General features: G+C 55.9%; 28 protein-coding genes. 21 read left to right on the forward strand and 7 right to left on the reverse strand.

Annotated elements, in window-relative coordinates; all coding sequences use genetic code 11:
- Positions 1-85 precede the first annotated feature (85 nt).
- The 7 genes from ACZ1HF_RS12805 to ACZ1HF_RS12835 all read left to right on the forward strand — a co-directional run bounded on the left by ACZ1HF_RS12805 (position 86) and on the right by ACZ1HF_RS12835 (position 5,622).
- Positions 86-367 (forward strand): helix-turn-helix transcriptional regulator, encoded by a 282-nt coding sequence (locus tag ACZ1HF_RS12805; protein WP_472657876.1) that lies wholly within the window; start codon positions 86-88, stop codon positions 365-367.
- 16 nt (positions 368-383) lie between these two features.
- Positions 384-1,475, forward strand: coding sequence for a replication initiator protein A (locus tag ACZ1HF_RS12810; RefSeq protein WP_472657877.1), 1,092 nt, complete (start codon positions 384-386; stop codon positions 1,473-1,475).
- Positions 1,472-1,948, forward strand: a complete 477-nt coding sequence (locus ACZ1HF_RS12815; RefSeq protein WP_472657878.1) for a DUF2840 domain-containing protein — start codon at positions 1,472-1,474, stop codon at positions 1,946-1,948. Before ACZ1HF_RS12810 ends, ACZ1HF_RS12815 begins: the two co-directional genes overlap by 4 nt.
- Positions 1,945-2,490, forward strand: coding sequence for a S26 family signal peptidase (locus ACZ1HF_RS12820; protein ID WP_472657879.1), 546 nt, complete (start codon positions 1,945-1,947; stop codon positions 2,488-2,490). The genes ACZ1HF_RS12815 and ACZ1HF_RS12820 overlap by 4 nt, the downstream gene beginning before the upstream one ends.
- Before the next feature lie 46 nt (positions 2,491-2,536).
- Positions 2,537-2,875, forward strand: coding sequence for a DUF736 domain-containing protein (locus ACZ1HF_RS12825; protein ID WP_472657880.1), 339 nt, complete (start codon positions 2,537-2,539; stop codon positions 2,873-2,875).
- 4 nt (positions 2,876-2,879) lie between these two features.
- Positions 2,880-3,638, forward strand: a complete 759-nt coding sequence (locus ACZ1HF_RS12830) for a lytic transglycosylase domain-containing protein (RefSeq protein WP_472657881.1) — start codon at positions 2,880-2,882, stop codon at positions 3,636-3,638.
- A 244-nt stretch (positions 3,639-3,882) separates the two neighbouring features.
- Positions 3,883-5,622 (forward strand): relaxase/mobilization nuclease domain-containing protein, encoded by a 1,740-nt coding sequence (locus tag ACZ1HF_RS12835; protein WP_472657882.1) that lies wholly within the window; start codon positions 3,883-3,885, stop codon positions 5,620-5,622.
- 99 nt (positions 5,623-5,721) lie between these two features.
- Here ACZ1HF_RS12835 and ACZ1HF_RS12840 read toward each other — a convergent pair whose 3' ends face one another.
- Positions 5,722-6,036, reverse strand: coding sequence for a LysR substrate-binding domain-containing protein (locus tag ACZ1HF_RS12840; protein WP_472659042.1), 315 nt, complete (start codon positions 6,034-6,036; stop codon positions 5,722-5,724).
- 412 nt (positions 6,037-6,448) lie between these two features.
- Here ACZ1HF_RS12840 and ACZ1HF_RS12845 point away from each other — a divergent pair, with 412 nt between their 5' ends.
- The 4 genes from ACZ1HF_RS12845 to ACZ1HF_RS12860 all read left to right on the forward strand — a co-directional run bounded on the left by ACZ1HF_RS12845 (position 6,449) and on the right by ACZ1HF_RS12860 (position 9,277).
- Positions 6,449-7,381, forward strand: coding sequence for a LuxR C-terminal-related transcriptional regulator (locus ACZ1HF_RS12845; protein WP_472659043.1), 933 nt, complete (start codon positions 6,449-6,451; stop codon positions 7,379-7,381).
- Positions 7,382-7,430: 49 nt separating this feature from the next.
- Entirely contained in the window at positions 7,431-8,129 is a 699-nt protein-coding gene (locus ACZ1HF_RS12850) for a LuxR family transcriptional regulator (protein ID WP_472657883.1), read from the forward strand.
- 161 nt (positions 8,130-8,290) lie between these two features.
- The gene (locus ACZ1HF_RS12855; protein ID WP_472657884.1) at positions 8,291-8,671 is read left to right on the forward strand and encodes a VOC family protein; all 381 of its coding nucleotides are present in this window, start codon (positions 8,291-8,293) and stop codon (positions 8,669-8,671) included.
- A gap of 135 nt (positions 8,672-8,806) precedes the next feature.
- Entirely contained in the window at positions 8,807-9,277 is a 471-nt protein-coding gene (locus tag ACZ1HF_RS12860) for a DUF1203 domain-containing protein (RefSeq protein ID WP_472657885.1), read from the forward strand.
- A 415-nt stretch (positions 9,278-9,692) separates the two neighbouring features.
- Here the strand turns inward: ACZ1HF_RS12860 and ACZ1HF_RS12865 are convergent, their stop codons facing one another.
- Complete coding sequence (locus tag ACZ1HF_RS12865) at positions 9,693-10,601, reverse strand: LysR family transcriptional regulator (protein ID WP_472657886.1); 909 nt, start codon at positions 10,599-10,601, stop codon at positions 9,693-9,695.
- Between the two features lie 105 nt (positions 10,602-10,706).
- Between ACZ1HF_RS12865 and ACZ1HF_RS12870 the strand changes: the two genes are divergently transcribed.
- The 4 genes from ACZ1HF_RS12870 to ACZ1HF_RS12885 are packed head-to-tail and all read left to right on the forward strand — an operon-like array spanning position 10,707 to position 13,614.
- Positions 10,707-11,009 (forward strand): DUF1330 domain-containing protein, encoded by a 303-nt coding sequence (locus ACZ1HF_RS12870; protein WP_472657887.1) that lies wholly within the window; start codon positions 10,707-10,709, stop codon positions 11,007-11,009.
- A gap of 55 nt (positions 11,010-11,064) precedes the next feature.
- Entirely contained in the window at positions 11,065-11,841 is a 777-nt protein-coding gene (locus tag ACZ1HF_RS12875) for a CmcJ/NvfI family oxidoreductase (protein WP_472657888.1), read from the forward strand.
- Positions 11,842-11,869: 28 nt separating this feature from the next.
- Entirely contained in the window at positions 11,870-12,853 is a 984-nt protein-coding gene (locus ACZ1HF_RS12880; RefSeq protein WP_472657889.1) for an LLM class oxidoreductase, read from the forward strand.
- Complete coding sequence (locus ACZ1HF_RS12885; RefSeq protein ID WP_472657890.1) at positions 12,850-13,614, forward strand: SDR family NAD(P)-dependent oxidoreductase; 765 nt, start codon at positions 12,850-12,852, stop codon at positions 13,612-13,614. Before ACZ1HF_RS12880 ends, ACZ1HF_RS12885 begins: the two co-directional genes overlap by 4 nt.
- 346 nt (positions 13,615-13,960) lie before the next feature.
- Here ACZ1HF_RS12885 and ACZ1HF_RS12890 read toward each other — a convergent pair whose 3' ends face one another.
- Together ACZ1HF_RS12890 and ACZ1HF_RS12895 are read right to left on the reverse strand one after the other, a co-directional pair.
- A complete protein-coding gene (locus ACZ1HF_RS12890) occupies positions 13,961-14,419 on the reverse strand; it encodes a DUF2267 domain-containing protein (protein WP_472657891.1) in 459 nt (152 codons plus the stop codon).
- Positions 14,420-14,593: 174 nt separating this feature from the next.
- Complete coding sequence (locus ACZ1HF_RS12895; RefSeq protein ID WP_472657892.1) at positions 14,594-15,247, reverse strand: TetR/AcrR family transcriptional regulator; 654 nt, start codon at positions 15,245-15,247, stop codon at positions 14,594-14,596.
- A gap of 86 nt (positions 15,248-15,333) precedes the next feature.
- On the opposite strand from ACZ1HF_RS12895, the gene ACZ1HF_RS12900 reads away from it, so the two are divergent.
- The 5 genes from ACZ1HF_RS12900 to ACZ1HF_RS12920 all read left to right on the forward strand — a co-directional run bounded on the left by ACZ1HF_RS12900 (position 15,334) and on the right by ACZ1HF_RS12920 (position 19,923).
- Positions 15,334-15,882 carry an HXXEE domain-containing protein gene (locus ACZ1HF_RS12900; RefSeq protein WP_472657893.1) on the forward strand — a complete coding sequence of 183 codons (549 nt, stop codon included), beginning with the start codon at positions 15,334-15,336 and terminating at the stop codon, positions 15,880-15,882.
- On the forward strand, positions 15,879-17,648 hold the full coding sequence (locus ACZ1HF_RS12905) for a CocE/NonD family hydrolase (RefSeq protein WP_472657894.1): 1,770 nt from the start codon (positions 15,879-15,881) through the stop codon (positions 17,646-17,648). Before ACZ1HF_RS12900 ends, ACZ1HF_RS12905 begins: the two co-directional genes overlap by 4 nt.
- Positions 17,649-17,754: 106 nt before the next feature.
- Positions 17,755-18,393 carry a PEBP family protein gene (locus tag ACZ1HF_RS12910; protein WP_472657895.1) on the forward strand — a complete coding sequence of 213 codons (639 nt, stop codon included), beginning with the start codon at positions 17,755-17,757 and terminating at the stop codon, positions 18,391-18,393.
- 23 nt (positions 18,394-18,416) lie between these two features.
- Complete coding sequence (locus ACZ1HF_RS12915; RefSeq protein ID WP_472657896.1) at positions 18,417-19,421, forward strand: YHYH protein; 1,005 nt, start codon at positions 18,417-18,419, stop codon at positions 19,419-19,421.
- A complete protein-coding gene (locus tag ACZ1HF_RS12920) occupies positions 19,366-19,923 on the forward strand; it encodes a YbhB/YbcL family Raf kinase inhibitor-like protein (RefSeq protein WP_472657897.1) in 558 nt (185 codons plus the stop codon). Before ACZ1HF_RS12915 ends, ACZ1HF_RS12920 begins: the two co-directional genes overlap by 56 nt.
- 164 nt (positions 19,924-20,087) lie before the next feature.
- On the opposite strand, the gene ACZ1HF_RS12925 is transcribed toward ACZ1HF_RS12920, so the two are convergent.
- Both ACZ1HF_RS12925 and ACZ1HF_RS12930 read right to left on the reverse strand, forming a co-directional pair.
- The gene (locus tag ACZ1HF_RS12925; RefSeq protein WP_472657898.1) at positions 20,088-20,762 is read right to left on the reverse strand and encodes a hypothetical protein; all 675 of its coding nucleotides are present in this window, start codon (positions 20,760-20,762) and stop codon (positions 20,088-20,090) included.
- A 265-nt stretch (positions 20,763-21,027) separates the two neighbouring features.
- Positions 21,028-22,173, reverse strand: a complete 1,146-nt coding sequence (locus ACZ1HF_RS12930) for a BtrH N-terminal domain-containing protein (protein ID WP_472657899.1) — start codon at positions 22,171-22,173, stop codon at positions 21,028-21,030.
- 380 nt (positions 22,174-22,553) lie between these two features.
- On the opposite strand from ACZ1HF_RS12930, the gene ACZ1HF_RS12935 reads away from it, so the two are divergent.
- Complete coding sequence (locus tag ACZ1HF_RS12935; protein WP_472657900.1) at positions 22,554-23,588, forward strand: Acg family FMN-binding oxidoreductase; 1,035 nt, start codon at positions 22,554-22,556, stop codon at positions 23,586-23,588.
- Positions 23,589-23,610: 22 nt separating this feature from the next.
- Here the strand turns inward: ACZ1HF_RS12935 and ACZ1HF_RS12940 are convergent, their stop codons facing one another.
- A complete protein-coding gene (locus ACZ1HF_RS12940; RefSeq protein ID WP_472657901.1) occupies positions 23,611-24,291 on the reverse strand; it encodes a helix-turn-helix domain-containing protein in 681 nt (226 codons plus the stop codon).
- Between the last annotated feature and the right edge of the window lie 64 nt (positions 24,292-24,355).

The following is a 24,355-nucleotide window of genomic DNA, read 5'->3' on the forward strand; positions in this document are numbered from 1 at the left end:
CCCCCTTTGCTGTCCTGCTTCGCCATCGTGACCGTTGTTCGCCACTCCTTGTGAGTGGCTCCATCGCATTCACGGAGGCCAGATCATGCCCGCCAATACTGCCGACCTACCGCCACGCTACCTGAGAACGCCCGAAGCGGCTCGCTTCCTGAGCCTGTCCGGCCGCACATTGGAAAAACATCGCACCTACGGAACTGGCCCCGCTTACCGCAAACTTGGCGGGCGCGTCGTCTATTCTATAGACGATCTGCAGGCCTGGGCTGATCGCGGCGCTGTGACGTCCACCTCCGATCCGCGCGGATCGGTTCTGCCCGCCAAACGCCATGATGATCAGAAACTTGCGAAATCCAGCGGCGAGCCACGCTGAGCGTGTTTGGCCCACCATGATGAGGAAACAACCCACCCAGTCCGAGCGCGCCCAACTGGAGCTGTTTCATGCTCTCGGCGGCGACCTCGCGCCCCGCGATGCGCAGGATCTCATGGCCTATCCCTTTTTCAGCCTGTCCAAGTCGCATCGGGTTAAACCGATCGACTATGAGGTTGCCGATATCGCTATACGCGTTGAGGCGGTCCCCGAACACGGCATGGCGACCATTTGGGATGCAGACATCCTGATCTGGGCGGCCAGCCAGCTTGTCGAAGCGCGCGACGCCGGGCTGCGCACGTCGCGCCTCATGGCGGCGACGCCTTACGAGATTCTCACCTTCATCGGTCGCGGCGTCAGTTCACGCGACTACAAACGGCTCAAGGCCGCGCTCGATCGGCTTCAATCGACCACAGTGGCGACGACGATCCGCCAGCCCGCCTTGGGACGACGGCACCGCTTCTCCTGGATCAACGAATGGGTCGAGCGCACCGATCATCAGGGCAATCCTGCCGGCATCGAACTGATCGTGCCGGACTGGTTCTACAGCGCCGTCCTCGACGACGCGCTGATCCTCACCATCGACCGCGCCTATTTCTCGCTGACCGGCGGCTTCGACCGTTGGCTCTACCGGATCGTGCGCAAACACGGCGGCAAGCAGCGCGCCGGATGGCGGTTCGAGTTTCGCCATCTCTATCTCAAGTCCGGCAGCCTCTCGCCCTTCAAGCGCTTCGCCTATGAACTGCGCGACATCGTTCGCCGCCAGCCACTGCCCGGATACATTCTGTCGATCGAGGTCACGATTGGCGGCAAGACGCTGCTCGCCTTCGAGCCCGCGCCCTGTGGACAGGATGTTGACGGCCTCGTGCTATCGGGAACCCGGCCTATCGGGCCATCGGGAACCGCGGTGTCGTGCCATCGGGAACCGAAACCGGGCCTAACGTCCGAAGACAAAAACGAAAATCGCGCCTCTAACTTAGAGTCTAACCAAGAATCTAACATTTGTTGCGCGCGAGCGAGTGTGGAAAACAGATCCGCAGAGACGCAATCCCGCGCGACCGAAACGCATCCGCGCCGTCGCACAAGCTCTATTCCGGGAGCGGAGCGATGATCCCGTTCGCGTCCCACCATACCCAAGTTGAGCTCATCTGGATCGAGAAGCAGGTTGAACACTGGCTTCGCTTCGGCCGCGAGGCCGGCGAACGGATCATCAATCGCCAGCGGCGTATGGTCAGCTTCGCGCCCGGAAGCGTCTTCGCCTTCGTGCGCTGGCAGTCCAACGACTATGGCACGGTCCTGTCGCGTATCGACATCGTGCGCGCGGTCGAACCCGGCGAAGCATATCAGACGCTCCCCTTCGTGCGGCCCGGTGGCGACATCCTTCTACATGCCCAGCGCTGGCCGAAGGTCGCGCGTGTTTTGCAGGCGGTCGATGCCATCGACGCGATCGACATCGATCCCGCCGATGTTCCACCGGAATATTGGCGGCACGTTCACAACCGAATGGCCGCACGTCTTGAGCCACGGCGCTACACACCGACCCGTCATACCGCCTTTCTGAAGCGGCGGAGGGTCGGCCAATGAAACACCGAGCGCTGCTCCTCGTCGGCGCCGCGGCGATCGGTGCGATCGCAGCGTCTGCTTTCGTCGATTTCCCCACGCGTGTCATTTGGAACGCCAGCCCGTCCGCTCCGATCGGGTTCTACCAGGTGCACCCCGTCGACCAGATCGACGTACAGGACTTCGTCGCCGTCAATCCGCCTGAACGGCTCGAACGCTTCGTGACGGAACGCCGTTATCTGCCGCCGGACATCCCGCTCTTGAAGCGCATCGTCGGCCTGCCGGATCAGACCGTCTGCCGCATCGACCGCAACATCACCGTCGATGGAGTGGCGATGGGAGAGGCGCTTCGGCACGATTCCATCGGTCGACCGATGCCCGTCTGGCAGGGCTGCCGGCGCATCGCGGCAGGCGAAGTCTTCCTCATGAACCGGAGCGTCGAGAACAGCCTCGACGGACGGTATTTCGGCCCGATCCCCGCCACCTCGATCATCGGCTCGGCGGTCCCGCTGTGGACCGACGAGGATGGAACGGGCGGCTACCGCTGGCGTGCGGATTCCCGATGACCAGCACGGCAAACCTTCCACCAACGCCAACCGAAAGGACATTCCCATGGCACATATCGGACACTTCACCCGCACCAGGGACGGCTATCGCGGCCACCTCAAGACGCTCACCCTCGACGCTGAACTGACGCTCGTTCCGGCCGAACAAACCGACGCCGAGAACGCACCAGACTACCGTGTCCATATCGGCACGGACGACCAAGCCCAGGAGATCGGCGCAGGCTGGAAACGCACCGGCGAGAAGGCCGGGGATTACGTTTCGCTGCTGATCGACGATCCGGCTCTGCCGCATCCAATCCACGCCAACCTGTTTCATTCGGTGAGCGAGAACGACACCTATCTACTCACCTGGAACCGGCCGCCGAAGCGCCGCGAACAGAGCTGAAGCGATGCACATACTCCGCCATCGCAGCGCCGCCGGATGGCTTTGCGCCATCCGGTCGGTTGCTCTCCTTCTCCTTACCGGCCTCTTTTCCACTGTCGGACTGCCGTCGGTCGGCATCGCTCATAGCACGCCGATCGCGCAGTCGGTGCAGGATCCCTATGGCGCTTACTTCACAGAGGCATCGCAGCGCTTCCGCATCCCCGAGCGCTGGATCCGCGCCGTAATGCAGGTCGAAAGCGCAGGGCGCGTGCGCGCCGTTTCCAGCGCCGGCGCGATGGGCCTCATGCAGATCATGCCCGCAACCTGGGCGGATCTGCGCATCCGCCATCGTCTCGGCCGCGATCCGTTCGACCCGCGCGACAACATTCTCGGCGGTACAGCCTATCTACGCGAGATGCACGACCGCTTCGGTTCGCCCGGCTTTCTCGCGGCCTACAATGCAGGGCCGGAACGCTACCAGCAGCATCTGGACACCGGTCGCGCGCTGCCACGCGAGACCCGCGTTTACATGGCGACACTGCTTCCGATGCTCGGACTGGCGTCGAATGGCAACACTCGCGTTGCGGTTCCGCTACCGCCCGATTGGCGCGAAGCTCCGCTGTTTGTCGAACGATCCCAGAGCAATTCGGCTGCAGACGCAACGCAAGACAAGCGCCGTTTGGAGACGCATCCACGACGACCAAAATCGCATCACCAAAGCGCCGACGGCGCACAGCCCGATGCCATGTTTGTTGCGCGGACGCGTATAGATGGGCGCCCATGACGATCGCTGGCGCAATTCGCAGTTCCGAAAGCAGAAGCGCAATGTGGCGTGGAATGAGCGGAAAGGTCTGCAACAGGGGAAGGGGATGGCAGGATAAAAGCCGACGATGTGCGGCTGTGGACGGTTGTGGGTTTTCAAAGGGTTATGTGATGCACTCACGATGTGCGCAGCACACGCGCAGCCTGCGATCATCTTTGTTTCTCCGCAAATTCAATGCGTTTGCGCGATGTGCGGGACATTCGGCATGAGCGACGAAAACGACTTCCGCATCCGGCCTGGCCGCATCCGCTCCTCGACCAGCCAGCGCGCACGACCCTTCATCGCACAGGCAATGGCGGCGGCACAGAAGGCGGGTTCCGGTATCTCGCGCAAGGGGATGATCGTGCCCGGCAACCGCTCCCACTTCGGGCGCGGGAAACGGGCGACCGTACAAGCCAATCGATTCATCACGGCACGCTCCCGCGGCGCCGTCGTCAAGGCGCACGTCGTCCGTAACAATGGACGCAGTGCGCCGCTTGCAAAACATCTCACCTATTTGCGCCGAGAGGGTGTGACCCGCGATGGAGAAAAGGCAAGGCTGTTCGGGCCAGGCGAGGAAGAAATAGACGCCAAGACATTTGCCGAGCGCTGCGAAGATGACCGTCATCATTTTCGCTTCATCGTCTCACCTGACGATGCGCTGGAGATGGCAAACCTCCGATCCTTCACCGCCGACCTCGCCCGGCAGATTGAAAAAGATCTCGGAACCGAACTTGACTGGGTCGCCGTTGACCACTGGAACACCGAACACCCGCATATTCATCTCATCGTGCGCGGCGTGCGGGATGATGGCGACGACCTAGTGATCTCCCGGGACTACATCAGGGAGGGTATGCGCGATCGCGCCCGCGATTTCATCACGTTGGAACTCGGTCCACGCACCGACCACGACATCCGCAAATCCCTTGAACGACAGATCGACAGCGAACGCTGGACCACCCTCGACCGCCAACTCCAGCGTGACGCCAATCCCCACGGCATCATCGACCTCGCGCCCCGCCGCGGACGCGGGCCAGACGAACTTCACACGCTCAAGGTCGGACGAATCCGCAGGCTTGAATCCCTCGGCCTCGCCAGTCAGATCAGCCCCGGTCAGTGGGTGATGGAGGAGAGCGCAGAGGCGACGCTGCGCGAACTCGGTGAGCGCGGCGACATCATCAAGCGCATCCATCGCGGGCTTGCTGAGCGCGGCATTGAGCGAGGCGCATCGAGCTACGTGCTGGCTGGCGAAAGCCTGAGCGATCCTGTCATCGGCCGACTGGTCGATCGCGGTCTCGATGACGAACTCAAGGGAACGGCTTATGCGGTGATCGACGGTGTCGACGGTCGCACCCATCATGTCCGGCTGCCGCATATCGACGCGGCCGGAGACGGCGCACCCGGATCAATCGTCGAGTTGCGGAAATTCGACGATGCGAAGGGCCGCCGCCGCGTGGTGCTCGCGGTCCGCTCTGACCTCTCGACAGAACGGCAAGTGACCGCGTCAGGGGCGACCTGGCTCGATCGGCAGGCGATCGCACGCGAACCGACGCCGCTCGGCGGTGGCGGGTTTGGCGCCGAGGTCAGCGATGCGCTGGAACGGCGCGCCGAGCATTTGATTGGTGAAGGCTTAGCGATGAGGCAAGGTCAGCGTGTGATCTTCAATCGCGACTTGCTGAACACGCTGCGCAAGGGAGAACTGGATGCGGTCGGCGAACAACTGTCGGAAGAGCTCGGCCGCCCATACGTGCCGTCTGCATCAGGGGAATATGTCGCCGGCACCTATCAGCGGCGCATCGCGCTCGCCTCGGGCCGTTTCGCGATGATCGACGATGGCCTCGGATTCCAACTCGTGCCCTGGACACCGTCCGTCGAGAAGCATCTCGGCAAACACATCTCAGGCGTCACGCGCGGAAATGGCGGCGTCGATTGGGACTTCGGACGAAGCCGGGGGATTGGGCTCTGATCTGCTTTGCTTACATCGGTCGTCGTTGCGGCAAAGGTCTGGAGAGAGCCCATACCTCCCAATTTCGCGCAATGCGGCGAATGTCTGCAATGCGCGCGATCAACTCTTCATACGATCTTCGACTATGACCCTGACCTGCTCGCGGAGCCATTTGTTCAAGGGGTCGGTCCGCCGTCTCTCGTGCCAGCAAAGACGGACGGGAACGGAATCGAGATTGAACGGTAGCTGGGCCACACCGAGCCCAAAGCGGGCCACGTGGTGCCGTGCGATTGGCAAAGGCATCGTCGCGATTGCGCCGGTTCTCGCCACGAGGTCGGGAATGGACGCAAACCTTGGCGTCCAAGCGATCACGTGACGATTGTGCCCCATGGCAGCAAACGGCCATTCATACGCCATGCGACGAGAGGGGCGCAGACAAAGAAACCAGCCGCGCGGCTTAGCAGCCGTTCAGTATTGATGTGCAATGGTCTTCTTAGGTTGCCACTTTCTTTGGAAGTAAACCCAGCGTGTGGTCACTTCGGATGACAATCTGGGCCCGCGCTTTCTGCCAATGTCATCTTGATAGAAATTGTTAACAGGATGAAACCGGATGGACCCTTTACAAGTGAAAGTTGGGGCTGATCTTCTTTCTGGACTAAGATTGACCGAAGATGAATTCTATAGACGACATTCTTGCGAGTGGCTTGCAGTGGTTAGATCGATAGCCTGCAAGACGTCGAAATTGAAACCGCAAAAACATCTTGAACCGTTACGAAATTCACATCCTCATGAGCTCTAGCGAACTATGACGCAACCAACCAACGGAATTACCGGAAATTCCAAAATTATGGACGTTCTCAAACGCGAAACTGATATGTTTGTGCGGCAGGACTTTGATGGCTGGGCAGAATGTTGGGTGCAAGACGCGCGGGCGCGTGAAGTCTGCGTTTCGTCTTCTTTCGGCGCAACTGTTCTTGAAGGGTGGGAGTCGCTGAGTCGCTACATGCAAAACGTGATGGCGAACGGCGCAACATATGAGATATCCGACATTCAGCGTCTCAATGTGAACGTCACAGTCAGCGGAAACATCGCACACGTTGTGTATGATGAAACCTCACGGCATGCGAATGGGCGGATTGAAAATACGTTCGAAACCAGAGTGCTGGAGCGATCAGACGGAATATGGCGCATCCTTTATGCCTCTTTCGTACTACGTGGGCATCAGCAAATTGACGCAAGCAGATTGGCAGTAGATGCTAAGGGCAAAATTCTATGTGCCCCGGATGAAGCACGCAAGAAACTTGAGAACCACAAGGGGCTTCAAATTTCAAACAACCGTCTGCGCGCCACGAGACCCTCATGGGACAAGCTGCTTCAAGCGGGTTTGGAATGCGCTGCCGAACAACACGGCTACTTTCAGCACTACCGATACATCTCCGAAAGCGGCAGGAGCTTTCGGTTCCCTGTGGTCTTTGGGGAAACAGACGAAGGGAATGTCATTGTCTGCGTACTTTTTGTCAGAGATGGCCTAACCTTTGTCGAAACCGAAAGCGACGGTGACGTGGAGGCCCGCATGACTGTTGCAAAGACTATTTTTGGGTTGTCGGAGGGGCAGATGTCACTGGCATATCGTATTGTACAAGGTGATAATTTGATTGCGGCATCCGAAGAGCTTGGCATAAGTAAAAACACCGCCAGAACGCACTTGTCTCGTATTTATGAGAAAACCGGTGTTAACTCCCAAACGGCGCTCGTGCGGACATTATTGAGCGTGGGATAAATTTGAGGTTTCCGCGTGCTCAATGCTGACCTTCAGCAAGGGAGATAAGATGGTGGACCGGGGCGAGGTAAATTATCTGGCTAAATCGGTTCAGGCCTCTGTCCCGCGTATTGCCGAACATTTTAGCGTCGAGTATGTGACCTTGCATCTCTTCCGACGAGGAAAAGATGCCCAAGACAAGCCATATGTAAGAACCAACTATCCGGAAGCTTGGGTCAGCCACTATCTGCTGAATGACTATGTTCGGATCGACCCGGTCCTGCAGATGGCGGAGACTACGAACTTGCCGTTCTGCTGGTCATCACTTCGGCTCAAACCTGAGCTTACAGCTATGATGGAACAAGCTGAAAAGCACGGCGTTTTGCCCACAGGTTTCAGTGTCAGCCACGTCGACCCAATAGGGCGGCGCAGCGTGCTGTCTTTCAATGCCCGCGTTGCCAATGGCGGGGAGACTTGGGAGCCATTCCTGACAGAAAATTGCGATCACTTGATCTGTCTTGCGGCCGAGCTGCACCGAATGGCGCTTGCTGAGATCGTTGGCGATGACGAAAGCATTCCCTTGTTGTCGCCGCGCGAATTGGAGTGCCTGAGGTGGACCGCCGCAGGCAAGGCGCATACCGAGATTGCGATTATTCTCAATTTGTCCGAGCATACGGTTCGCAGCTACCTCAAAGACGCGCGCATGAAGCTTGAGAGTGTGACGCTGGCGCAAGCGGTTTCCAGAGCTTCTTCGCTTGGACTGATTTGAACCACAACCAAAGCACCATTCAATTTGACCTTTTGGTCCCCCCCGCATTTGCGGGTATTTCGATAATCAGTTCCGCCAACTAATTCTTTCCTTGTGCTGTGCGGCTCTCCGAGCTGCGGCCCGTACAAGTGGAATTGAAGTTGTCTTGAAAGGATAAAACTATGACACAGACGAATGCAGTAGGTTGGTTCGACATCTATGTGGATCAGATGGATCGTGCCGAAGGATTTTACGAAGCGGTGTTGGGCGCTGAAATGGAAGATATGGCCGACCCAACAGGTGAGACTGAGATGAAGGGTTTCGTAGGTAACATGGAGGTCTATGGCGCGGCTGGCGCGCTTGTTAGGGCTCCCTATGCGAAACCCGGACCTGGTGGGACGCAGATTTACTTCTCGGTTGAGGATTGCGCTGTCCAACAGGCCCGCATTGAAGACGCCGGTGGCAAAGTGATCCGTCCGAAGTTCTCAATCGGCAAATTCGGTTTTGTCGCACTGGCGCAAGACACCGAAGGCAACATGATCGGCTTTAACTCGCTGGACTAAAGCAAGAACTGATCTGACTTCACAATTCGCTCTGCGAAACAAGCGCGGGCAACCGGCGTATTGCCCGCGCTATGGACCGAGTGGCGCATATGATGATGCCAAAACTCGGAAGCCACACACAAGGAAACTAACAAAATGAGCTTTCAAATTCATTCTCTTCCCGCCGAAGATTTTGCCAATCTATTTGCGCTTTCTGATACTGAACTAGTCGAAAGGAACGCCTGTCGGCAGATTGTTCAATCAAAGCCGGGTACGCCTTGTCGCGTTAGCATGGCGGACGCCGAGGTGGGCGAGACGGTCATTCTACTGAACTATGAACATCAACCGGCGCACTCACCCTATAAAGCCACCCACGCAATCTTTGTGCGTGAGAATGCTCTGCAAGCGCAGCTGAATGTTGGCGAGGTTCCAGAGGTTTTGCGATCTCGCGCCATTTCACTTCGCTTGTTCGACCGCAATCATATGATGATTGATGCTGATGTCCTGCAAGGAGATGAGCTTGCCGATGCCATCAAAGCTGCTTTTGAGGATGAACAGGTTTCCTATGCACATCTGCACAATGCAAAACCTGGATGTTTTGCTGCTTCAGTTACCCGCGCGAATTGAGTCGAAAAGTTTGGTCTTTTTGGAAGAGTGGTCACCGCATGTGCAATGCGATGCTTCATCAGCAAAGTCAGAAAACCCAAGGTCGGTTTCGTCCGCGTCTGATTAGTTGGATCAAGCTGCGGCGAACTTGCCGTTTCGATTCAGTCATCTTGACTACCATAGACGTCCGGTTCAGTGAAACGTGCGGCACGGCAGCGGTGTTCCCGCCGCAACCGTAAAGGGATGCTGCGTCAGCGAAGTGTCAGAACTCAAGGTCGTTTTTGTCTGCGCAGCGGACTTAGGGTGGGGCGCAGCGAAGGTCTGGATCGAGCTCAAGCTACTAAATGCTGGGCGCTACCCGAATAACTTCTGAAACTCCTTTGCAGACATCTTGATGCAATTTTTCGCCCCTCTAGCTCCTAACTTCATCACTAACTTATCGGGCTACCCACGGAGGATGTCGTCCAATTCGATCTAGCAGGTAATCCATGAAGAGCCTGACTTTGGCGGACAAGACGTTCGATTGTGGATAGATCAGCCAAAGGACTGTTTCTTCGGCAAGCTTGTACTCAGGCAGAACCCGCACAAGCGTTCCTGACGACAATTCCTGATGGACGCTCCAGAGCGAATTTGCTGATATCCCGCCTCCAGCCAAAGTCGCGCATTTGTGGCTGCAACCATCATCAATGATCAAACGGCAATCCGCCTGCTTCGGTGCAAAGACATGTTCTGAGCCATCGTTGCCGATTAGCTCATTTTTGTCAGTAGTGCCAAATGCAATGATCTGGTGCTTGTACAGGTCATCCGGTGTTTTTGGGTGTCCATGTTGCTCTAAGTAGGCGGGCGAGGCGCACAAGATGCGTGTGTCATCCGCCAGCTTCCGACCTCGGAGACTTGAATCCTCAAGGGTCGCGTTTCGGAGTGCCAGATCAAAACTCCCTTCAATGAGATTAACCTGTTTGTCCGAGAGGTGGAGATCAAGCGTAAGGTCGCGGTGCTGTCCCATGAAATCCGGCAAGATGGGCGCGATATAGAGCTGTGCAAAGGTGCTGGGAGCCGTAAACCGCAATGTGCCTGAAACGTGCTTCTTGCCCTGACCCAAGGCCGCGCGAGCTGCGTCTTCCCGCTCGATGATGTCACGCGCATAGGGCAAGAAGTCGACACCCTCAATCGAAAGAGAAACTTGACGTGTAGAACGGTGCAACAGATCAGCTCCGACACTCTTCTCCAGTTTCGCCATCCATGCGCTCGCAACCGATGGGGCAAGGCCAAGCTCACGGCCCGCTGCGCTGATGTTCAGCTTGTCAGCGGCGAGAACGAACAGGCGCAACGCTTCCGTATCCATATTATATCCAAAACCAGAATTCTGAACTCAATAATGAGCGGTTTCTTCTGAATTTCAATGCCTCATATGTGTGAGGACAACCCGTCAACCAAAGGAGAGACCACTATGACCTATTATTCCGTTCTTGCAGTTTCACCATCCAACGATGACTGGATTCCAGACTACCTGCCAACAGCCAACAAGCTCGTTGAAAAGCATGGTGGTAAATACCTTGCCCGGACATCAAGTCATGAACAGGTGGAAGGCGATGATCGTCCCGCCGCCTTGCGCATCGTGATGGAATGGCCGTCCAAAGAAGCCGCGATGAACTTTATGAACGACCCGGAATATAAGCCACATCTGGAAGCCCGTCACGCCGGATCCGAGAGCTATCACTTCCTGATCGAAGGCAAAGACGACCTCGCCTGATCTTCCAAGAGGCCCGGCGCATAATGTCGGGCCTCGTTCCTCGAAAGGTGAACACATGCCACGTACAGCGATTGTCAACTACCACATCCATTCGGATCAGCGTCAGGCGTATCACATCGATGCGGGCGGCGTAGAAGGTGAGATTATCTCGCCGCCGCATGCAGTGACAGAAATTGCTGTCCATGATGTGCGCAGCGACGCAAATGTGAATTTCTCCAGTGATAGTGTTGGGTTTTTCAAAGCAACCTCGCAAGTCAAAGGGTTCGAGCAAGACAATGAATGGCAAAGCGCTTACGATCAGGAATTATCAACACTTCTGAAACGCGAGATTGGCGCAAAAGAGGTGGTGGTGTTTGATCATACCGTGCGGATAGATGATCCAAATTTCTCCCGCAAACCGGCACGCAATGTTCACAGTGATTATAGTCGCGAAGGGGCAGAGCAACGGCTGATTACAGTGCTGGGAGACGAAAAAGCCGCATCATGGGCCAACGGTCACTACGCCTTTATCAACGTGTGGCGTCCTATCGAAAACCCGATCAACTCGGCCCCGCTCGGCTTCGTGCGACCATCCGGTGTGATCGACCAAGACTGGCTGCTGATCGACCTAATTTATCCGGACCGCAAAGGCCACATCATGGGATTGGCTGCGAACCCGGATCATGAATGGGTTTATCAGTCGCGCATGACCCCGGACGAAGTGGCACTGTTCAACATCTATGACAATCAGGGGAAACCCTCTGTCGCCCATAGTGCGCTTGATCTGATCGAAGACACATCACTGACCATTCCACGCAAGAGCATCGAGAGCCGGACGCTGGTTTTATATTAACTCACTGGAACGATGAAAGGACGATAATATGCCCGATGGCACTGCGACAACTAGTTTCCCCAAGCTGAACCGCGCCTATAACGCGGTGTTCCAGCCGGGTGCGCTGAGTATCGGCCTAGTCGTCCCACTTGACGCCCACAGCAATAGTCCGACGCCCGACATGACACGCCATATCGAGCGGGCACAACTGGCTGATGCACTGGGCTTCGCGGCACTCTGGCTGAGGGACGTACCGTATAACGTCCCGACCTTCGGCGATGCGGGTCAAATGTTTGATCCTTTCGTGTATCTCGGACTTCTTTCTGGCGTGACGCGCGACATCGCGCTTGGTGTCGCCAGTGTCATTCTTCCGCTCCGGCACCCGGCACATGTCGCCAAGGCCGCAGCTTCTGCGGATCAGCTTTCGGGCGGACGACTGCTTCTAGGAGTAGCGTCAGGTGACCGCCCCGAAGAGTATCCGGCCTTAGCCATGACGTTCCCGGACAGGGGTGAGCGTTTCCGCGACAGCCTCGCCTATATCCGCGCGATGGCATCCGACTATCCTACATATGCGGGTAGTCACGGTGCCCTGCATGGCGATATGGATATGCTGCCCAAGCCTAGTGCCGGACGCCTGCCGATCCTGATCACCGGCGGCAGTCAACAAAGCCCCGAATGGATCGCAGCCCATGGCGATGGATGGATGACCTATCCACGCGACGTGGGTGCGCAAGGGCGGCTGGTTGCAGATTACCGGGCGCGATCCATGTCAGCAGGATTGTCCGAAAAACCGGTGATGCAGTCGCTATACGTGGACCTCGTTGAAGACGCAGATATGCAGCCCCAACCGATACACCTCGGGTTTCGTTCTGGTGTCTCGTTCCTGAAATCCTACTTGGCCGAACTGCAAGCGCGGGGCATCAATCATGTCGCCCTGAACCTCCGCTTCAACCAAGCCAATATCGAAGACACAATGAAGCGCTTGGCTGACGATTTGCTGCCGGGCTTTACCACACAAGGACCATTAAAATGACCAAGACCATTTTGATCACAGGATCAACGGACGGCATCGGCCTTTTGACGGCAAAAACGCTGAAAGATAAAGGGCATCAGATCATACTGCACGGGCGCAGCCCGTCTAAACTTGAGGCAGCGGCCGCCGAGGTTGGCGGTGATGTTGCAACCTACAATGCCGATCTGTCCTCACTTGAGGCGACGGCGGATTTGGCATCAGCCATCCAAGCAGATTATAAACACATTGATGTTCTCATCAACAACGCGGGTGTCTACAAAGTACCCAACCCGGTTCTATCAAATGGTCAGGATGTTCGGTTCTTGGTCAACACATTGGCTCCTTTTGCGCTCACCAAGGCTCTATTGCCTATTATTCCTAAGGATGGGCGCATCATCAACTTGTCGTCGGCCGCCCAAGCCCCCGTCGATATCCAAGCCCTAACCGGGGAAATCAAATTGGACGACATGGGAGCCTACGCTCAAAGCAAACGCGCCATTGCGATCTGGTCGCAACAAGTGGCGAAGGACCTTCCTGACGGACCCGTGTTACTTGCCGTCAATCCTGGCTCTCTCCTTGCGTCCAAAATGGTCAAGGAAGGCTTTGGAGTGGCAGGTAACGACCTTCAGATCGGAGCGGACATTCTCATCCGCCTGGCGCTGGACGACGCATTTGCGGATGCAACTGGCAAATATTGGGACAACGATACTGGCAACTTTGCATCCATGACATCGGGGAACGCAGGCGCGGTAATGACGGCGATACAAGAACTAACATTCTAGAAGCGGGTTTTCGGTTACTTAGCGGTCATTCAGAGTTAGAGATTGGATGACCGGTTTGTCCGCATGTTACCAGTTCGTATGCGGTGCAGCGAGAGGCGGTGTTTCCCGAACCGGCCTTTCATGACCACCGCGGCGAGGGTACCAGAAGAGCCCATAGCAGGAGTAATGAATTTGTGCTGCGCGCGCACGCAGCGTGAAAACTTCTGGACTTGCGTAAAGCGCTTCGCCGCGAAGCAGCGGCCTAACCAGTCATCTGTGCAGCGTGCGGCGAAGAACGCGAGGGCAAGGATCAGGTCGCGGACTTTCCTGACGTTTGTTCTCGCACTTTGAACGTCCGCTTCTGCCGCTAGATAATCCGCTGATCCAGTTCTGTCGGATCTTCAACCTCGACATGCCAGTATGCCGCAGCCTCGTCAGGTAGTTGCGCGAGCACTCTCTCGAAATCCCTCTGGTCCGTGCAACGGCGGATAGCCCAGGCCGTCGCTTCGATTGCATTGTCTGGCGTCAGGTTATGGTTCACGCGAACCTGCTTGGCTTCGTCGATGAGTGCCAGTCGATCCGAAAACGGCTCGGGCGGTTCAGAGACATCCCAACCGTTCACGAAAATCGCACGAAGAACGGTTGGCAGAACACTTGCGAAGGCCAGCCCCTGCTGTGCAGTGAGGCGGCGTCGAAAGACCTGCAAAACTGCATCTACGGCGGTGTAGGCCATATTGTCGGTTTCAAGGGACATGCGCTCTTTCACATCGTCCAAAAAAGCCCGCCATTCTTTGGAGGCGTGCCGGTATGTCCAGGGCATCGGCATTTGCGGTCTCCCATTACGTACACTCACTCATTGCCAATTGTAGCCGGATGAAGTCGAAGGCGTCGATGCGGACAAGGTTGCCCTTGAATATTCGTTGTTTAATGACTGCTATTGGAAACAACCTGCGGAACCGTCGCACCTTATGAGTTAAAAAAGAAAGCTTTTGAAGCCGTTTTACGATTGATCAGATGTCGATGCTGAACGCACTTGGTCTCTTGCCGTTGTGGCCATCAATTCTGCGTCTGTGGATGATAGCCCGAGGCCAATCAGACCATGCGCGATCAAATCGCCAATCAGTTCGGGAGTATCGCCTTGGATGTCGCGTTCCAGAATGGATTTTATCCCTGCGGAAACGATGCCCAGAATAAAGACAAACGCGGAATCCAGAGACCGGAAAGAAAACCGGTTCGTCGAAAGTCCTGCTTCCAGTGTTTCACGAACACGTGCGTTCATCGGCGCGCCAACATCTGACACATCAGTCAGCATTGTCACCAGTATCTGCGCCTTTTTCGGGCTATGAACTGCGAGGTCCAGGAAGAGCGTCAGCGCGATGGACAGGCGCCATGCGGGATCGGGATTGATGGTCTTGAACCGTGCAATCCGATCTCGAACATCTTGCCTGACACCAAGGGCGACGTGATGGGCAATATCCTGTTTATCTTTGAAATGGTTGTAGAATGTACCTTTAGCCACACCGGCATGATGCACGATTTCATCAATAGAAACGTTCCAAAGACCGCGCGTGCCGATCAGGTCTGACGCAGCACCGAGAAGGGCCTCTCGGTTGCTTGTGTGGCGTAATCCACGGTATCCCGGTTGGCGTTTCATGGCCGTTTCCCTCCCCCAAATGCTAAGTGACTAGATAGTCAATTAGGTGAAGTCTACCCAAAGGGCAATTGGATATGGAGACACACATGTTGAACTGGCCGTTTCACACCACCCTCCTGCTTGCGCCGTTGGCTTACGCAATTCACCACACCGAGGAGAACCTGGTTCTTGATTTCCGCGTTTGGCGACTTCGGTATTTTGCGGATAACAACCCGCTGAGCACGGAAGCGGTGTTCGTTGTTCTGACCGCAATCACACTGGTCTGTATTCTGATTGCGACAACGCTTCGCACTCGCGCAGCGAACTGGGTTGTGATCATTTTTCTGATGTCTTCTCAGCTTGTGAATACGATCTTTCACGTTGGGGGAACGTTGGTTTTTCAGGATTTCAGCCCCGGCTCGATCACGGCTCTTTTGGTCTACTTGCCAGTCAACGTAGTGATCCTGAGCGCCGCTTTGCGAGAGGGAATCGCAAACCCTGCACAATTATGGGCGCTTTTCGCTGCCGGCACTGCCTTGTTCGCAGGTTTCGAAGTTTTCGGTCCGGCTACTCTCGTAATTTTCTGTCTGGCGTCTTTCGTTTGGATCATCGTCTCCAGCCGCCTGGCGTCTGTGACCGAAGGAGAACGCGCATGAAAAAGGCTATTTTGGGATTCGGACTGTTGACGGGATGTATCGTTGTTGGTGCAGTGTGGATTTTGTCGGACGATCCGTCAGTGTACGAGCCAACCGACCTGTCAGACCTCTTTGAAACGCCTGACAATCCGCTTGTGGTGACTGAGACCTCGAGGCTTGAGGATGAGGTCATCATTGAACGCGACGTGGCTATCATCACACGAGATGGCACGCGTCTATCAGCCAACGTTTTCAGATCGAAAGCCGAAGGCGCGGTTCCGGTCATTATGGCCTTCACCGCTTATCACAAAGATGATGGGTTAGATCGATATCCCGACATCATGCGTCTGAATGCGCAGGACGATTTCGACTTGGGGCAAATCAATGTCAGCCCATGGACGATTTGGGAGGGGCCAGATCCGGCCTATTGGGTGCAGCAAGGGTATGCCGTTGTCACGATAGACAGTCGCGGATATGGCAAATCCGAAGGCGTGGCTGGCGTTCTGACCGAGCAAGATCGGAGTGACTTTCACGATGCGATCACCTGGGCAGGCACACGTGAATGGAGCACCGGGGACGTTGGCCTGACGGGGGTGTCCTACTTGGCCATCGCACAATGGGTCGCTGCCAGCGGCACACCGCCCGAATACCTCAAGGCAATCATGCCATGGGAAGGGCAGACCGATAGTTTCCGCGACGTCCAGTTTCACGGCGGCATTCCCGAGACCGCGTTCACGGCCTTCTGGTCAAACAGGGTTAAGGAAATGGCAACTGAGACCAGTCTGCCGCCCACGTCCATAATCGCGTTTGCCAGCGTGCGACCAATGTTGATGCGTTGGTTGCAAGACAACTTACAACCGCCGTCCGGTATTGACCTGGAGAGTATTACCGTTCCCGCACTCATAGGTGCCAGCTGGTCTGATCAGGGCCTACATACGCGCGGATCGTTCGAGGGATTCAAACGTATCGCATCGGACCAGAAGTGGTTGTACGTCCATGGCCAGCTGAAATGGGCCGTCTATTACAGTGATGAGGCGCGTGAGACTCAGACGGCGTTTTTCGACCACTTTTTGAAGGGTGAAGACAACGGATTTGATACGAGACCACGCGTCAGGATGGACGTGCGCGACACGCTGACCGAATACGATGTCAACTACGAAGAGAATTGGCCGCTGCCTTCAACTGTGTACACGCCACTCTACCTTGATGCTTCTGACGCGACACTGCGCGAAGAAACGCCAACAAATGAAGACGTGGCCAGATACGACGCGCAAACCGGCGAAGCTATTTTTCGCACGACGTTTGATCAAGAAACCGAACTGACTGGGAATATGAAGCTACGCCTGTGGGTGCAGACAGACGGCGCACCGGACATGGACCTTTTCGTTGCAATCCGGAAGTATGATACCGCCGGTGAAGAGGTCATGTTCTACGGCAAGACGGGCTTCAATCAGGCGCCTGCTGCACTTGGCTGGTTGCGTGTCTCGCAACGAGAACTTGATGCTGAGCAGTCCACGCCGCAGCAGCCAGTCTTAACCCACGCCCGAAGCCTACCCATGGATCGCGGTGAAGTCGTTCCGGTCGAAATTGAGATACTGCCGAGCAGCACACGTTTTGCGCCGGGCGAAACGCTTGAGATATCCATACAAGGCTACGATCAGTTTGATCATCCCACGCTGGCGCATGACGCAACCATCAACGAAGGGACGCATTTGATCCACACAGGCGGGCGATACGATACACATTTGCTGGTTCCTGTCATCCCGAACGCGGACGCAGATGAGTAAAGAAGGACCGAACAGCACAGAAGGTCGATCCTCAGCAGCAATACCCCTCGACGGAGAAGTGAAACCCATCCGTTTAATCACAGAAACTACAGACAAGGACTGCACCATGACCCGATTACTTCCAATCTTCGCCGTGATTGCGACAAGTACGGCTGCTGCGGCTGAAACCTTTTCTGCCGATGTCTGGGCCGACAATTGGTTCGAAATGCGGATCAACGGCGAACAGGTCGCCGAAGACAGTGTCCCCATCACGACCGAGCGGTCCTTTAATGCCGAAAGTTTCACATTTGAGGCAGAGCGCCCTTTCGTGATTGGCCTTGTTGCCAAGGATTTCAAGGAAAACGATACGGGCCTTGAGTATATCGGCACCAATCGTCAGCAGATGGGCGACGGCGGCGTGATCGTTCAGATTATGGATAGCGCAGGCATCCTTGCCGCTGTCAGCAACGGCGGTTGGCAATGCTATGTGATTCACACAGCACCTTTGGATAAGGCCTGCGAACAGACTGCAAACCCTGTGGCTGGTGAGGGCGCGTGCGGATTTGTAGCCGAAGAGGAACCTGCCGGTTGGGACACAGCAGATTTTGACGCTTCGGGTTGGGACGCAGCCTATATACATTCCGCGCGCGCGGTCGACCCAAAGGACGGATACGACCAAATCAACTGGGCCGAGCAAGCCGAGTTCATCTGGGGTCCCGACCTTGAACAAAGCAACACCGTCTTGTGCCGCCTGGCCGTCGAATGACCCATTTGAGAAAGGCCATCGCCATGAACCGTTCCATCTTTTTTGTGCCACTACTTTGCATCCTCGCTGCTCCTGCATTGGCCCATGAGGACCACTGCGCTGCTGTGGCGACATCAGTCGAAGATGCCGGGTTTGCGGACAGCGTTGCCGTCACTTGCTCTGACACGCACGCCACTCTCACATCCGACACCTATCCCAATCATGAGATGATGACCGGCATTGTCGGCACGAACGAACAGGTGCCCGTGCCCGCAGAATATGGCGCGCCGATCTTGCTGAACCCCGAATTCAACGGCACACCTTTGACGCGGGACGCGGCCTTGGGCGTCGCCGTCAACGGGGTGCCAATCTATGATTATACAGGCGGCGGCGAAATGACCGAAGCCGACTTGGCCCATCATCAGGCCCAGCATGACACGCTGCAAACGGGCCAGTTGGACGTCTGCGGTGGACATGCCGGACGGGGCGACGACTATCATTACCACGTCACCCCGACCTGCATGATCGAACAGATGAACAACGCAGGTCCAGACGCCATCATTGGCTGGGCTTTTGATGGCTTTCCGATCTACGGCGACACCAATCCCGACGGCTCAGCCATTGCCGACGGCGTGTTGGATGTGTGCAATGGGCAGACGGATGACACCTACGGGTACCGATATCATACGACTCAAGAGGCACCCTACATCGTGCAATGCCTGATGGGCACGGTTGCAGGTTTTGACCAACTGCCAAGGGTGCGTCCGCTCACTGCCGCGACGGGTGGTGGGGCTGAACCGGGGCGTCCGCCGCGCGGCGGGTGGAAAACCTTGTGTTCACGCAGAACGCAGACGGCAGCCGGAGCATGGACTACACCTATCAGGGCCAAGACTACTACATTCGCTACGCCCCCTCCGGCACAGAGAACTGTTATGACTACACGACCAGCACGGTCACCAATGGCGGCGAAGTCATGGAAGGAGAATTCTGCAGATGACCTCCGTCATCCGACACGCACTTGCATCGTGTGTTGCGTGCTTCGCGCTTAGCGTTACTGCCACGGCACAAGACGCTTTTGCTCTGACGAGTCCCGCCATCGCAGATGGCGGTGACTTGCCAGACGATCTGAAATGTATCCGCGACGGTGGTGACGGGCTGACGCCACCGCTTGAGTGGGCGAACACGCCAGAGGGAACCGAAAGCTTGGCTCTGATCATGCATCACTATCCCCAGGGCAGGGCCGAAGGCGTTGACGTACCCAGCCAGTACTGGCTGCTTTGGAATGTACCCGCAGAGACAGAGACCCTGCCACGCGGAAATCCCGCTTCAGTCGGCGATGAAGGGTCGGACAAGGATGCTCGACATATTGGCTATACACCCCCTTGCTCACCGCCCGGATCGCGCCATGAATATACGATCACCCTCTACGCTCTCAACAGCCCCGCAGACACCTTGCCCGCGGGTGACAGTATCAACGTTGATTGGACCGTGATGACAGAGGCCATTGAGAATAAGATCATCGGGTCCAGCTCGATCTCGTTTTGGAACTAAAGCGGCGATCAAACCGACGGTTCTTTCTCAAGTAAGAGCCGACCTGCGCCGCATAACAGAAAATCGGTCAAATTGGGCTCGATCCTGCCCGTCGCCGCACGAAAGACAAACAACCGCTTCGAAATCGCGAACGGCGGAGCCGCTCGCCAAGGTAGGTCAGATGTCTATCCCAGTTTTCCGGCCATATCCCTTATGCCAAGTGGGATCAGCCCAATACACATCAGCATTGCTCCAATGCTGCTAATGATCTCAATGTCTGGGTTGATCAGGAAAAGCAGTCCGATGATCGTGCAAATGCCCTGCCAGCGAGGAACAATCTGTTCTTTCATCAGTCCCACATTGATCAGGGCAAATCCGATCGGAAGTGTGATGAATCCCCAAGTGACCCATAGCCATCCATAACGCTCAAATATCGCTTCAAGAGCTGGTGATATGGCAGCAATCTCAGCCTCGGGCATGTCCATGAATGCAGTCAGAACGAAGGTCAGAGCACCCTTGTCCACGGCCAGCATGAACGCGCCAAATGTTGCGAGCACGGTGCCAACCAAGCCAAACCACGCACCGTCCGTGCGTAGAAGCGACATCAGCCGGATCGTCGCCACGAAGATAAACGGCACTGCAAACATCACCAATAAATGGCCGACATGGAACATAAGAGTGTTGTGCCATTCAGCAATCCATTCATTGAGATCAGTGACCATCTCAAAGCTGAGTATATTGGGATGCGTGACGAAACCGGAAAACAACATGACCGGGAAGACCGCAATCGAAAAGCCTGAAAGGAAGTTCCGAACGCGCTCGAGTCTTGCGCCTTCATTGCCGTTTGCGTCTTCACTCATTGCCAAATCCTCCGATGGAGCCATCCTGATCCTTTCTGCTCCTGGATGCCCTCCAGTCCTCCCTCCGTACCCAGACATCAGCACCGCGCTGACGCTGAGAGCATAGCATCGACTTGAATGGCCGTTGTCCGAAGGCACGAGAACGCATTCCCTCTGCAAGTGCATTAGGCCGCGAGGAACCCATTTATACCGTTTTCTGCGATGCAGCCAAGGTCATCTTCGAGAAGCTCCGCTATTGAATTCTCTGCGGCGCACATCATCCAATCTAACCATTGACGATCCCCTTGAGAGCATTCCAGAGAATTTCTTCGCGGGTCGCGATTTGCTCCATTGGTTCGGTCACTATGACCAGATGGTCTGCCGGGTTCTTAGCTTCGGCAGCCTTTGTGAATGCCTTGGCAACGGTCTCCCATTGATCACCAATTGCCTCTAATTCAGGAGCGAGCTTTCTCAAACGAGGTTCGGTGGCAATAGATGCGGCTTCCTCAAGAAAACGGACATACATATAGCGGAAAAGTCCGCCTCCAGTTCCGCCTCTGTGATCTATGAACGTAGCCACGCCGTGACACGTCCGGCGAAGTGCGGCATCATCGAGAACTGTAGGCCATTTGCGTGTCTGCTTGATGGCTTTTCGAATGCCTTTGATCCCAAAGTTCGCAATTGGAGGTTCAAGCATTTGCTGACACACCCCAGAGACCGCTTTGCGAATATCGTCTGGCCCCGGCGGACGGGCATTCTTGAAGTCAAAGCTGTACCAGCGGTGTTTTGGTGGAAATGGCTTAAACGTCGACCCGCGGGCCTGTTCGAGAACGCCCCAATCTACAGGATGAAATGTCGTTTCTCGATCAGCAATCAAGACTTGATCGGATTTGGGATCGTGTCCCGCCACGACCACGGCATGTGCCCCAAAATGAAACTCTTCAGGGGAGTAGAAATACGGCAGAAAGCCCATGTCCAGGTAGATCATCACTGGTTCGTCGACGGCCAGCATCTCTCGCAGATTCTGCTCTGCTCTGCGCGAACTTGAAGTGATGTGCGACTCCACAACGACGCCGGTTCGTCGACCAACGGTGCATTCCAAGCCTTCGAATTTTGCACCTACATGGTTTGCGCGCCCACCGAAGAATGGATCCGTATCCTTAATGTGAAAGTAGACAAATCCTAACCCCTGCCCGAGTCCAAAAAGTAATTCTTCGGAGATCGGGTAATTGTGAAAATCATAGATACGTTTGAGCGAACCAGTGATGCAGTGGTGGGTCGGGTACTTCTGAAATCCTTTAAACGGCTGTAGCGACATCAATCCTGCTCCTATTTGCGACAGCAGCCATTTCTTGGGGCTTGCGGCCACCTGATCGCCTAGATTGGGCAAGTGGTAATATGGATCTTCCGAACCGACGTTGACTTTTGTCAACCAAACAAAACTTCTACTTTGACTCTCGCGACAAGGTGGAAAGGCATTCACTCTGCTATTAGCGTCAGATCGCAAGCTGCTGCTGGTCAGAACGTGGCGAAGCCATCGGCGCATGCGACCATGAGGGCAGTGCTGCGCGCTTTGGCGGTTCATCCACAATATCGCAACCAGGAGGAAACTCAGAGGGCGGGCAACCTGCTGGCAGACCGTCTCTTCATGAGCGACAAATATGCAGATCGAAGGGCGCTGGGTTTTTTGGACGTGTTTCGTACTGACGCGCAACCGTCACGCTTCTGAACCAACGAGACATTGAGCAAGATCAAACTCCTTCCCGTAGGTTCATGTATCATTAATTGCAGTAACGATAGGCGATGGCAGCAATGAAACTCCACGAGGATCTGTGGCAACGCCCCGAAACGGACTTCCCTTCCAGTGGAACGCTGGAAGAGCAAATCCGATTTCTTGTTGGGTACGCGACACTCGCCCCATCAGGGCATAACACCCAACCTTGGATGTTCGGGACTGGCCCGGATTGGCTTGATGTTCTTGCCGACCGAACCCGTGCGCTGCCGGTTGTGGACCCTCACGACAGAGAGCTGACAATCAGTTGCGGGGCCGCGATTGGTTTGCTTGAAGTGGCGGCACGACGTTTCGCGCTGCGAACCGATGTCGCGCTTGTACCGGACGGGGCATTCCAAGACCATCTGGCACAGATCACTGTATCTAAGGGTCAACAGCCAGATGAAATCGAGATTGCATTGTTTGACGCCATCCAATCACGGCGAACCGACCGCATGGCCTATTTCATGGAAGCGCTTCCTGACGATTTAATGCCAGCCTGTCGCAGTGTTGTTGAAGGCACTGGCGCAAACGTCCAATTCTTTGACGAGGGTCAAGCCATGGAGGAGATTGCGGATATGGTCGCACGGGGTGACCAGTTACAATTCGATGACCCGCGCTTCCGGCGTGAGTTAGCCGCCTGGGTGCATTCCTTCCGGTTTGGGAGTCGCGACGGGATGTCCGGTTCAGGCTTCGGTATGCCTGATGTTCTTGCGCCTGCGGCCCGTTTTGTGATCCGGACCTTTGATCTTGGCAACAACGTCGCTGCTGCCGATAGAAGCAAGATTCTGGCTGGCTCACCAGCTCTGGCGCTGCTGAGCACCGCCTCCGATGGCGTTGAAGACTGGCTGAATACAGGCCGCGCCTTGGCAAAACTGCTGCTTCTGCTGACCTCGCGCGGTCTCACGGCCTCCTACCTGAACCAGCCCATCGAAGTTGATAGACTGCGCCCCGCGCTGCAAGATGCGGCTGGGGTGACAGAGTTGCCTCAGATTCTTTTGCGTATCGGTCGGTCAGAAAGGAGCCCTGCGCCGTCAGCACGCAGAGCTCTCTCAGAGGTAATCGTGACAGATTAGTGTCGCCAACCAACCGAAATGCTTAAGCCGGGTTTGCGATGTCAAACAAGGCTTCTTCATCAAGCACAATCACTGAATTGGGGTTGTCCAACGCGATCAGTTTTTGTTTGCGAAGCGATGTGATTGTCCTGCTAACCGTCTCGACGGTCAGCCCCAGAAAATCGGCGATGTCGGCGCGGATCATCGGGAATTCAAAATGGGTGTATGCTCCTAAGGGCTTTCCCGTGCGCTCCATCAGTACGTGGAGAAATGATGCGACTTTTTCGACCGCTGATTTCCGCCCCAGCATCATGAAATGGTCTTGCATTGCGCTGATCTCTTTGAGCGCAGCATTCACCAAACGCTGATGAATGTCGGGATTTTGCGCACCACATTCGAGATCGCCTATCTTGTGTGCAACGACTTCAGCGGACGAAATCGCGTCGCATTCGGCGGTATGAGACCCATCTTGCGGGAAGCCAATGATGTCACCGGGGTATCCGAAGGTGATAACCTGGCGACGACCGTTCTCGAGGACCTTGCTCAACCGAATAACGCCGCTGCTAACTTCGTACACATGTTTGGCTTCGTCACCTTCACGGAACAGGTTTTGCGCGGGCTTCAACTGGCGGACCCGCATAGTGACCGAGGCACCACGGCACTTGATCTGCAGCGATGCAGTTGCTTGCGAAGTTTCAAATTCCGTTGCTTTGGAAATATACATTGGTCGTCTCCCTGTTCTGGTTGAGACGACTTTGGCCATAGACTGTCTGCGGGACTTCCGCCGC

Source organism: Litoreibacter sp. GN1-5 (genome assembly GCF_055693805.1).

Excerpts from the sequence above, each read along its gene's own strand:
- ACZ1HF_RS12805 (WP_472657876.1), top strand. The coding sequence starts at position 86 with ATGCCCGCCAATACTGCCGACCTACCGCCACGCTACCTGAGAACGCCC.
- ACZ1HF_RS12810 (WP_472657877.1), top strand. The coding sequence starts at position 384 with ATGATGAGGAAACAACCCACCCAGTCCGAGCGCGCCCAACTGGAGCTG.
- ACZ1HF_RS12815 (WP_472657878.1), top strand. The coding sequence starts at position 1,472 with ATGATCCCGTTCGCGTCCCACCATACCCAAGTTGAGCTCATCTGGATC.
- ACZ1HF_RS12820 (WP_472657879.1), top strand. The coding sequence starts at position 1,945 with ATGAAACACCGAGCGCTGCTCCTCGTCGGCGCCGCGGCGATCGGTGCG.
- ACZ1HF_RS12825 (WP_472657880.1), top strand. The coding sequence starts at position 2,537 with ATGGCACATATCGGACACTTCACCCGCACCAGGGACGGCTATCGCGGC.
- ACZ1HF_RS12830 (WP_472657881.1), top strand. The coding sequence starts at position 2,880 with ATGCACATACTCCGCCATCGCAGCGCCGCCGGATGGCTTTGCGCCATC.
- ACZ1HF_RS12835 (WP_472657882.1), top strand. The coding sequence starts at position 3,883 with ATGAGCGACGAAAACGACTTCCGCATCCGGCCTGGCCGCATCCGCTCC.
- ACZ1HF_RS12845 (WP_472659043.1), top strand. The coding sequence starts at position 6,449 with ATGGACGTTCTCAAACGCGAAACTGATATGTTTGTGCGGCAGGACTTT.
- ACZ1HF_RS12850 (WP_472657883.1), top strand. The coding sequence starts at position 7,431 with ATGGTGGACCGGGGCGAGGTAAATTATCTGGCTAAATCGGTTCAGGCC.
- ACZ1HF_RS12855 (WP_472657884.1), top strand. The coding sequence starts at position 8,291 with ATGACACAGACGAATGCAGTAGGTTGGTTCGACATCTATGTGGATCAG.
- ACZ1HF_RS12860 (WP_472657885.1), top strand. The coding sequence starts at position 8,807 with ATGAGCTTTCAAATTCATTCTCTTCCCGCCGAAGATTTTGCCAATCTA.
- ACZ1HF_RS12865 (WP_472657886.1), bottom strand. The coding sequence starts at position 10,601 with ATGGATACGGAAGCGTTGCGCCTGTTCGTTCTCGCCGCTGACAAGCTG.
- ACZ1HF_RS12870 (WP_472657887.1), top strand. The coding sequence starts at position 10,707 with ATGACCTATTATTCCGTTCTTGCAGTTTCACCATCCAACGATGACTGG.
- ACZ1HF_RS12875 (WP_472657888.1), top strand. The coding sequence starts at position 11,065 with ATGCCACGTACAGCGATTGTCAACTACCACATCCATTCGGATCAGCGT.
- ACZ1HF_RS12880 (WP_472657889.1), top strand. The coding sequence starts at position 11,870 with ATGCCCGATGGCACTGCGACAACTAGTTTCCCCAAGCTGAACCGCGCC.
- ACZ1HF_RS12885 (WP_472657890.1), top strand. The coding sequence starts at position 12,850 with ATGACCAAGACCATTTTGATCACAGGATCAACGGACGGCATCGGCCTT.
- ACZ1HF_RS12890 (WP_472657891.1), bottom strand. The coding sequence starts at position 14,419 with ATGCCGATGCCCTGGACATACCGGCACGCCTCCAAAGAATGGCGGGCT.
- ACZ1HF_RS12895 (WP_472657892.1), bottom strand. The coding sequence starts at position 15,247 with ATGAAACGCCAACCGGGATACCGTGGATTACGCCACACAAGCAACCGA.
- ACZ1HF_RS12900 (WP_472657893.1), top strand. The coding sequence starts at position 15,334 with ATGTTGAACTGGCCGTTTCACACCACCCTCCTGCTTGCGCCGTTGGCT.
- ACZ1HF_RS12905 (WP_472657894.1), top strand. The coding sequence starts at position 15,879 with ATGAAAAAGGCTATTTTGGGATTCGGACTGTTGACGGGATGTATCGTT.
- ACZ1HF_RS12910 (WP_472657895.1), top strand. The coding sequence starts at position 17,755 with ATGACCCGATTACTTCCAATCTTCGCCGTGATTGCGACAAGTACGGCT.
- ACZ1HF_RS12915 (WP_472657896.1), top strand. The coding sequence starts at position 18,417 with ATGAACCGTTCCATCTTTTTTGTGCCACTACTTTGCATCCTCGCTGCT.
- ACZ1HF_RS12920 (WP_472657897.1), top strand. The coding sequence starts at position 19,366 with ATGACCTCCGTCATCCGACACGCACTTGCATCGTGTGTTGCGTGCTTC.
- ACZ1HF_RS12925 (WP_472657898.1), bottom strand. The coding sequence starts at position 20,762 with ATGAGTGAAGACGCAAACGGCAATGAAGGCGCAAGACTCGAGCGCGTT.
- ACZ1HF_RS12935 (WP_472657900.1), top strand. The coding sequence starts at position 22,554 with ATGAAACTCCACGAGGATCTGTGGCAACGCCCCGAAACGGACTTCCCT.
- ACZ1HF_RS12940 (WP_472657901.1), bottom strand. The coding sequence starts at position 24,291 with ATGTATATTTCCAAAGCAACGGAATTTGAAACTTCGCAAGCAACTGCA.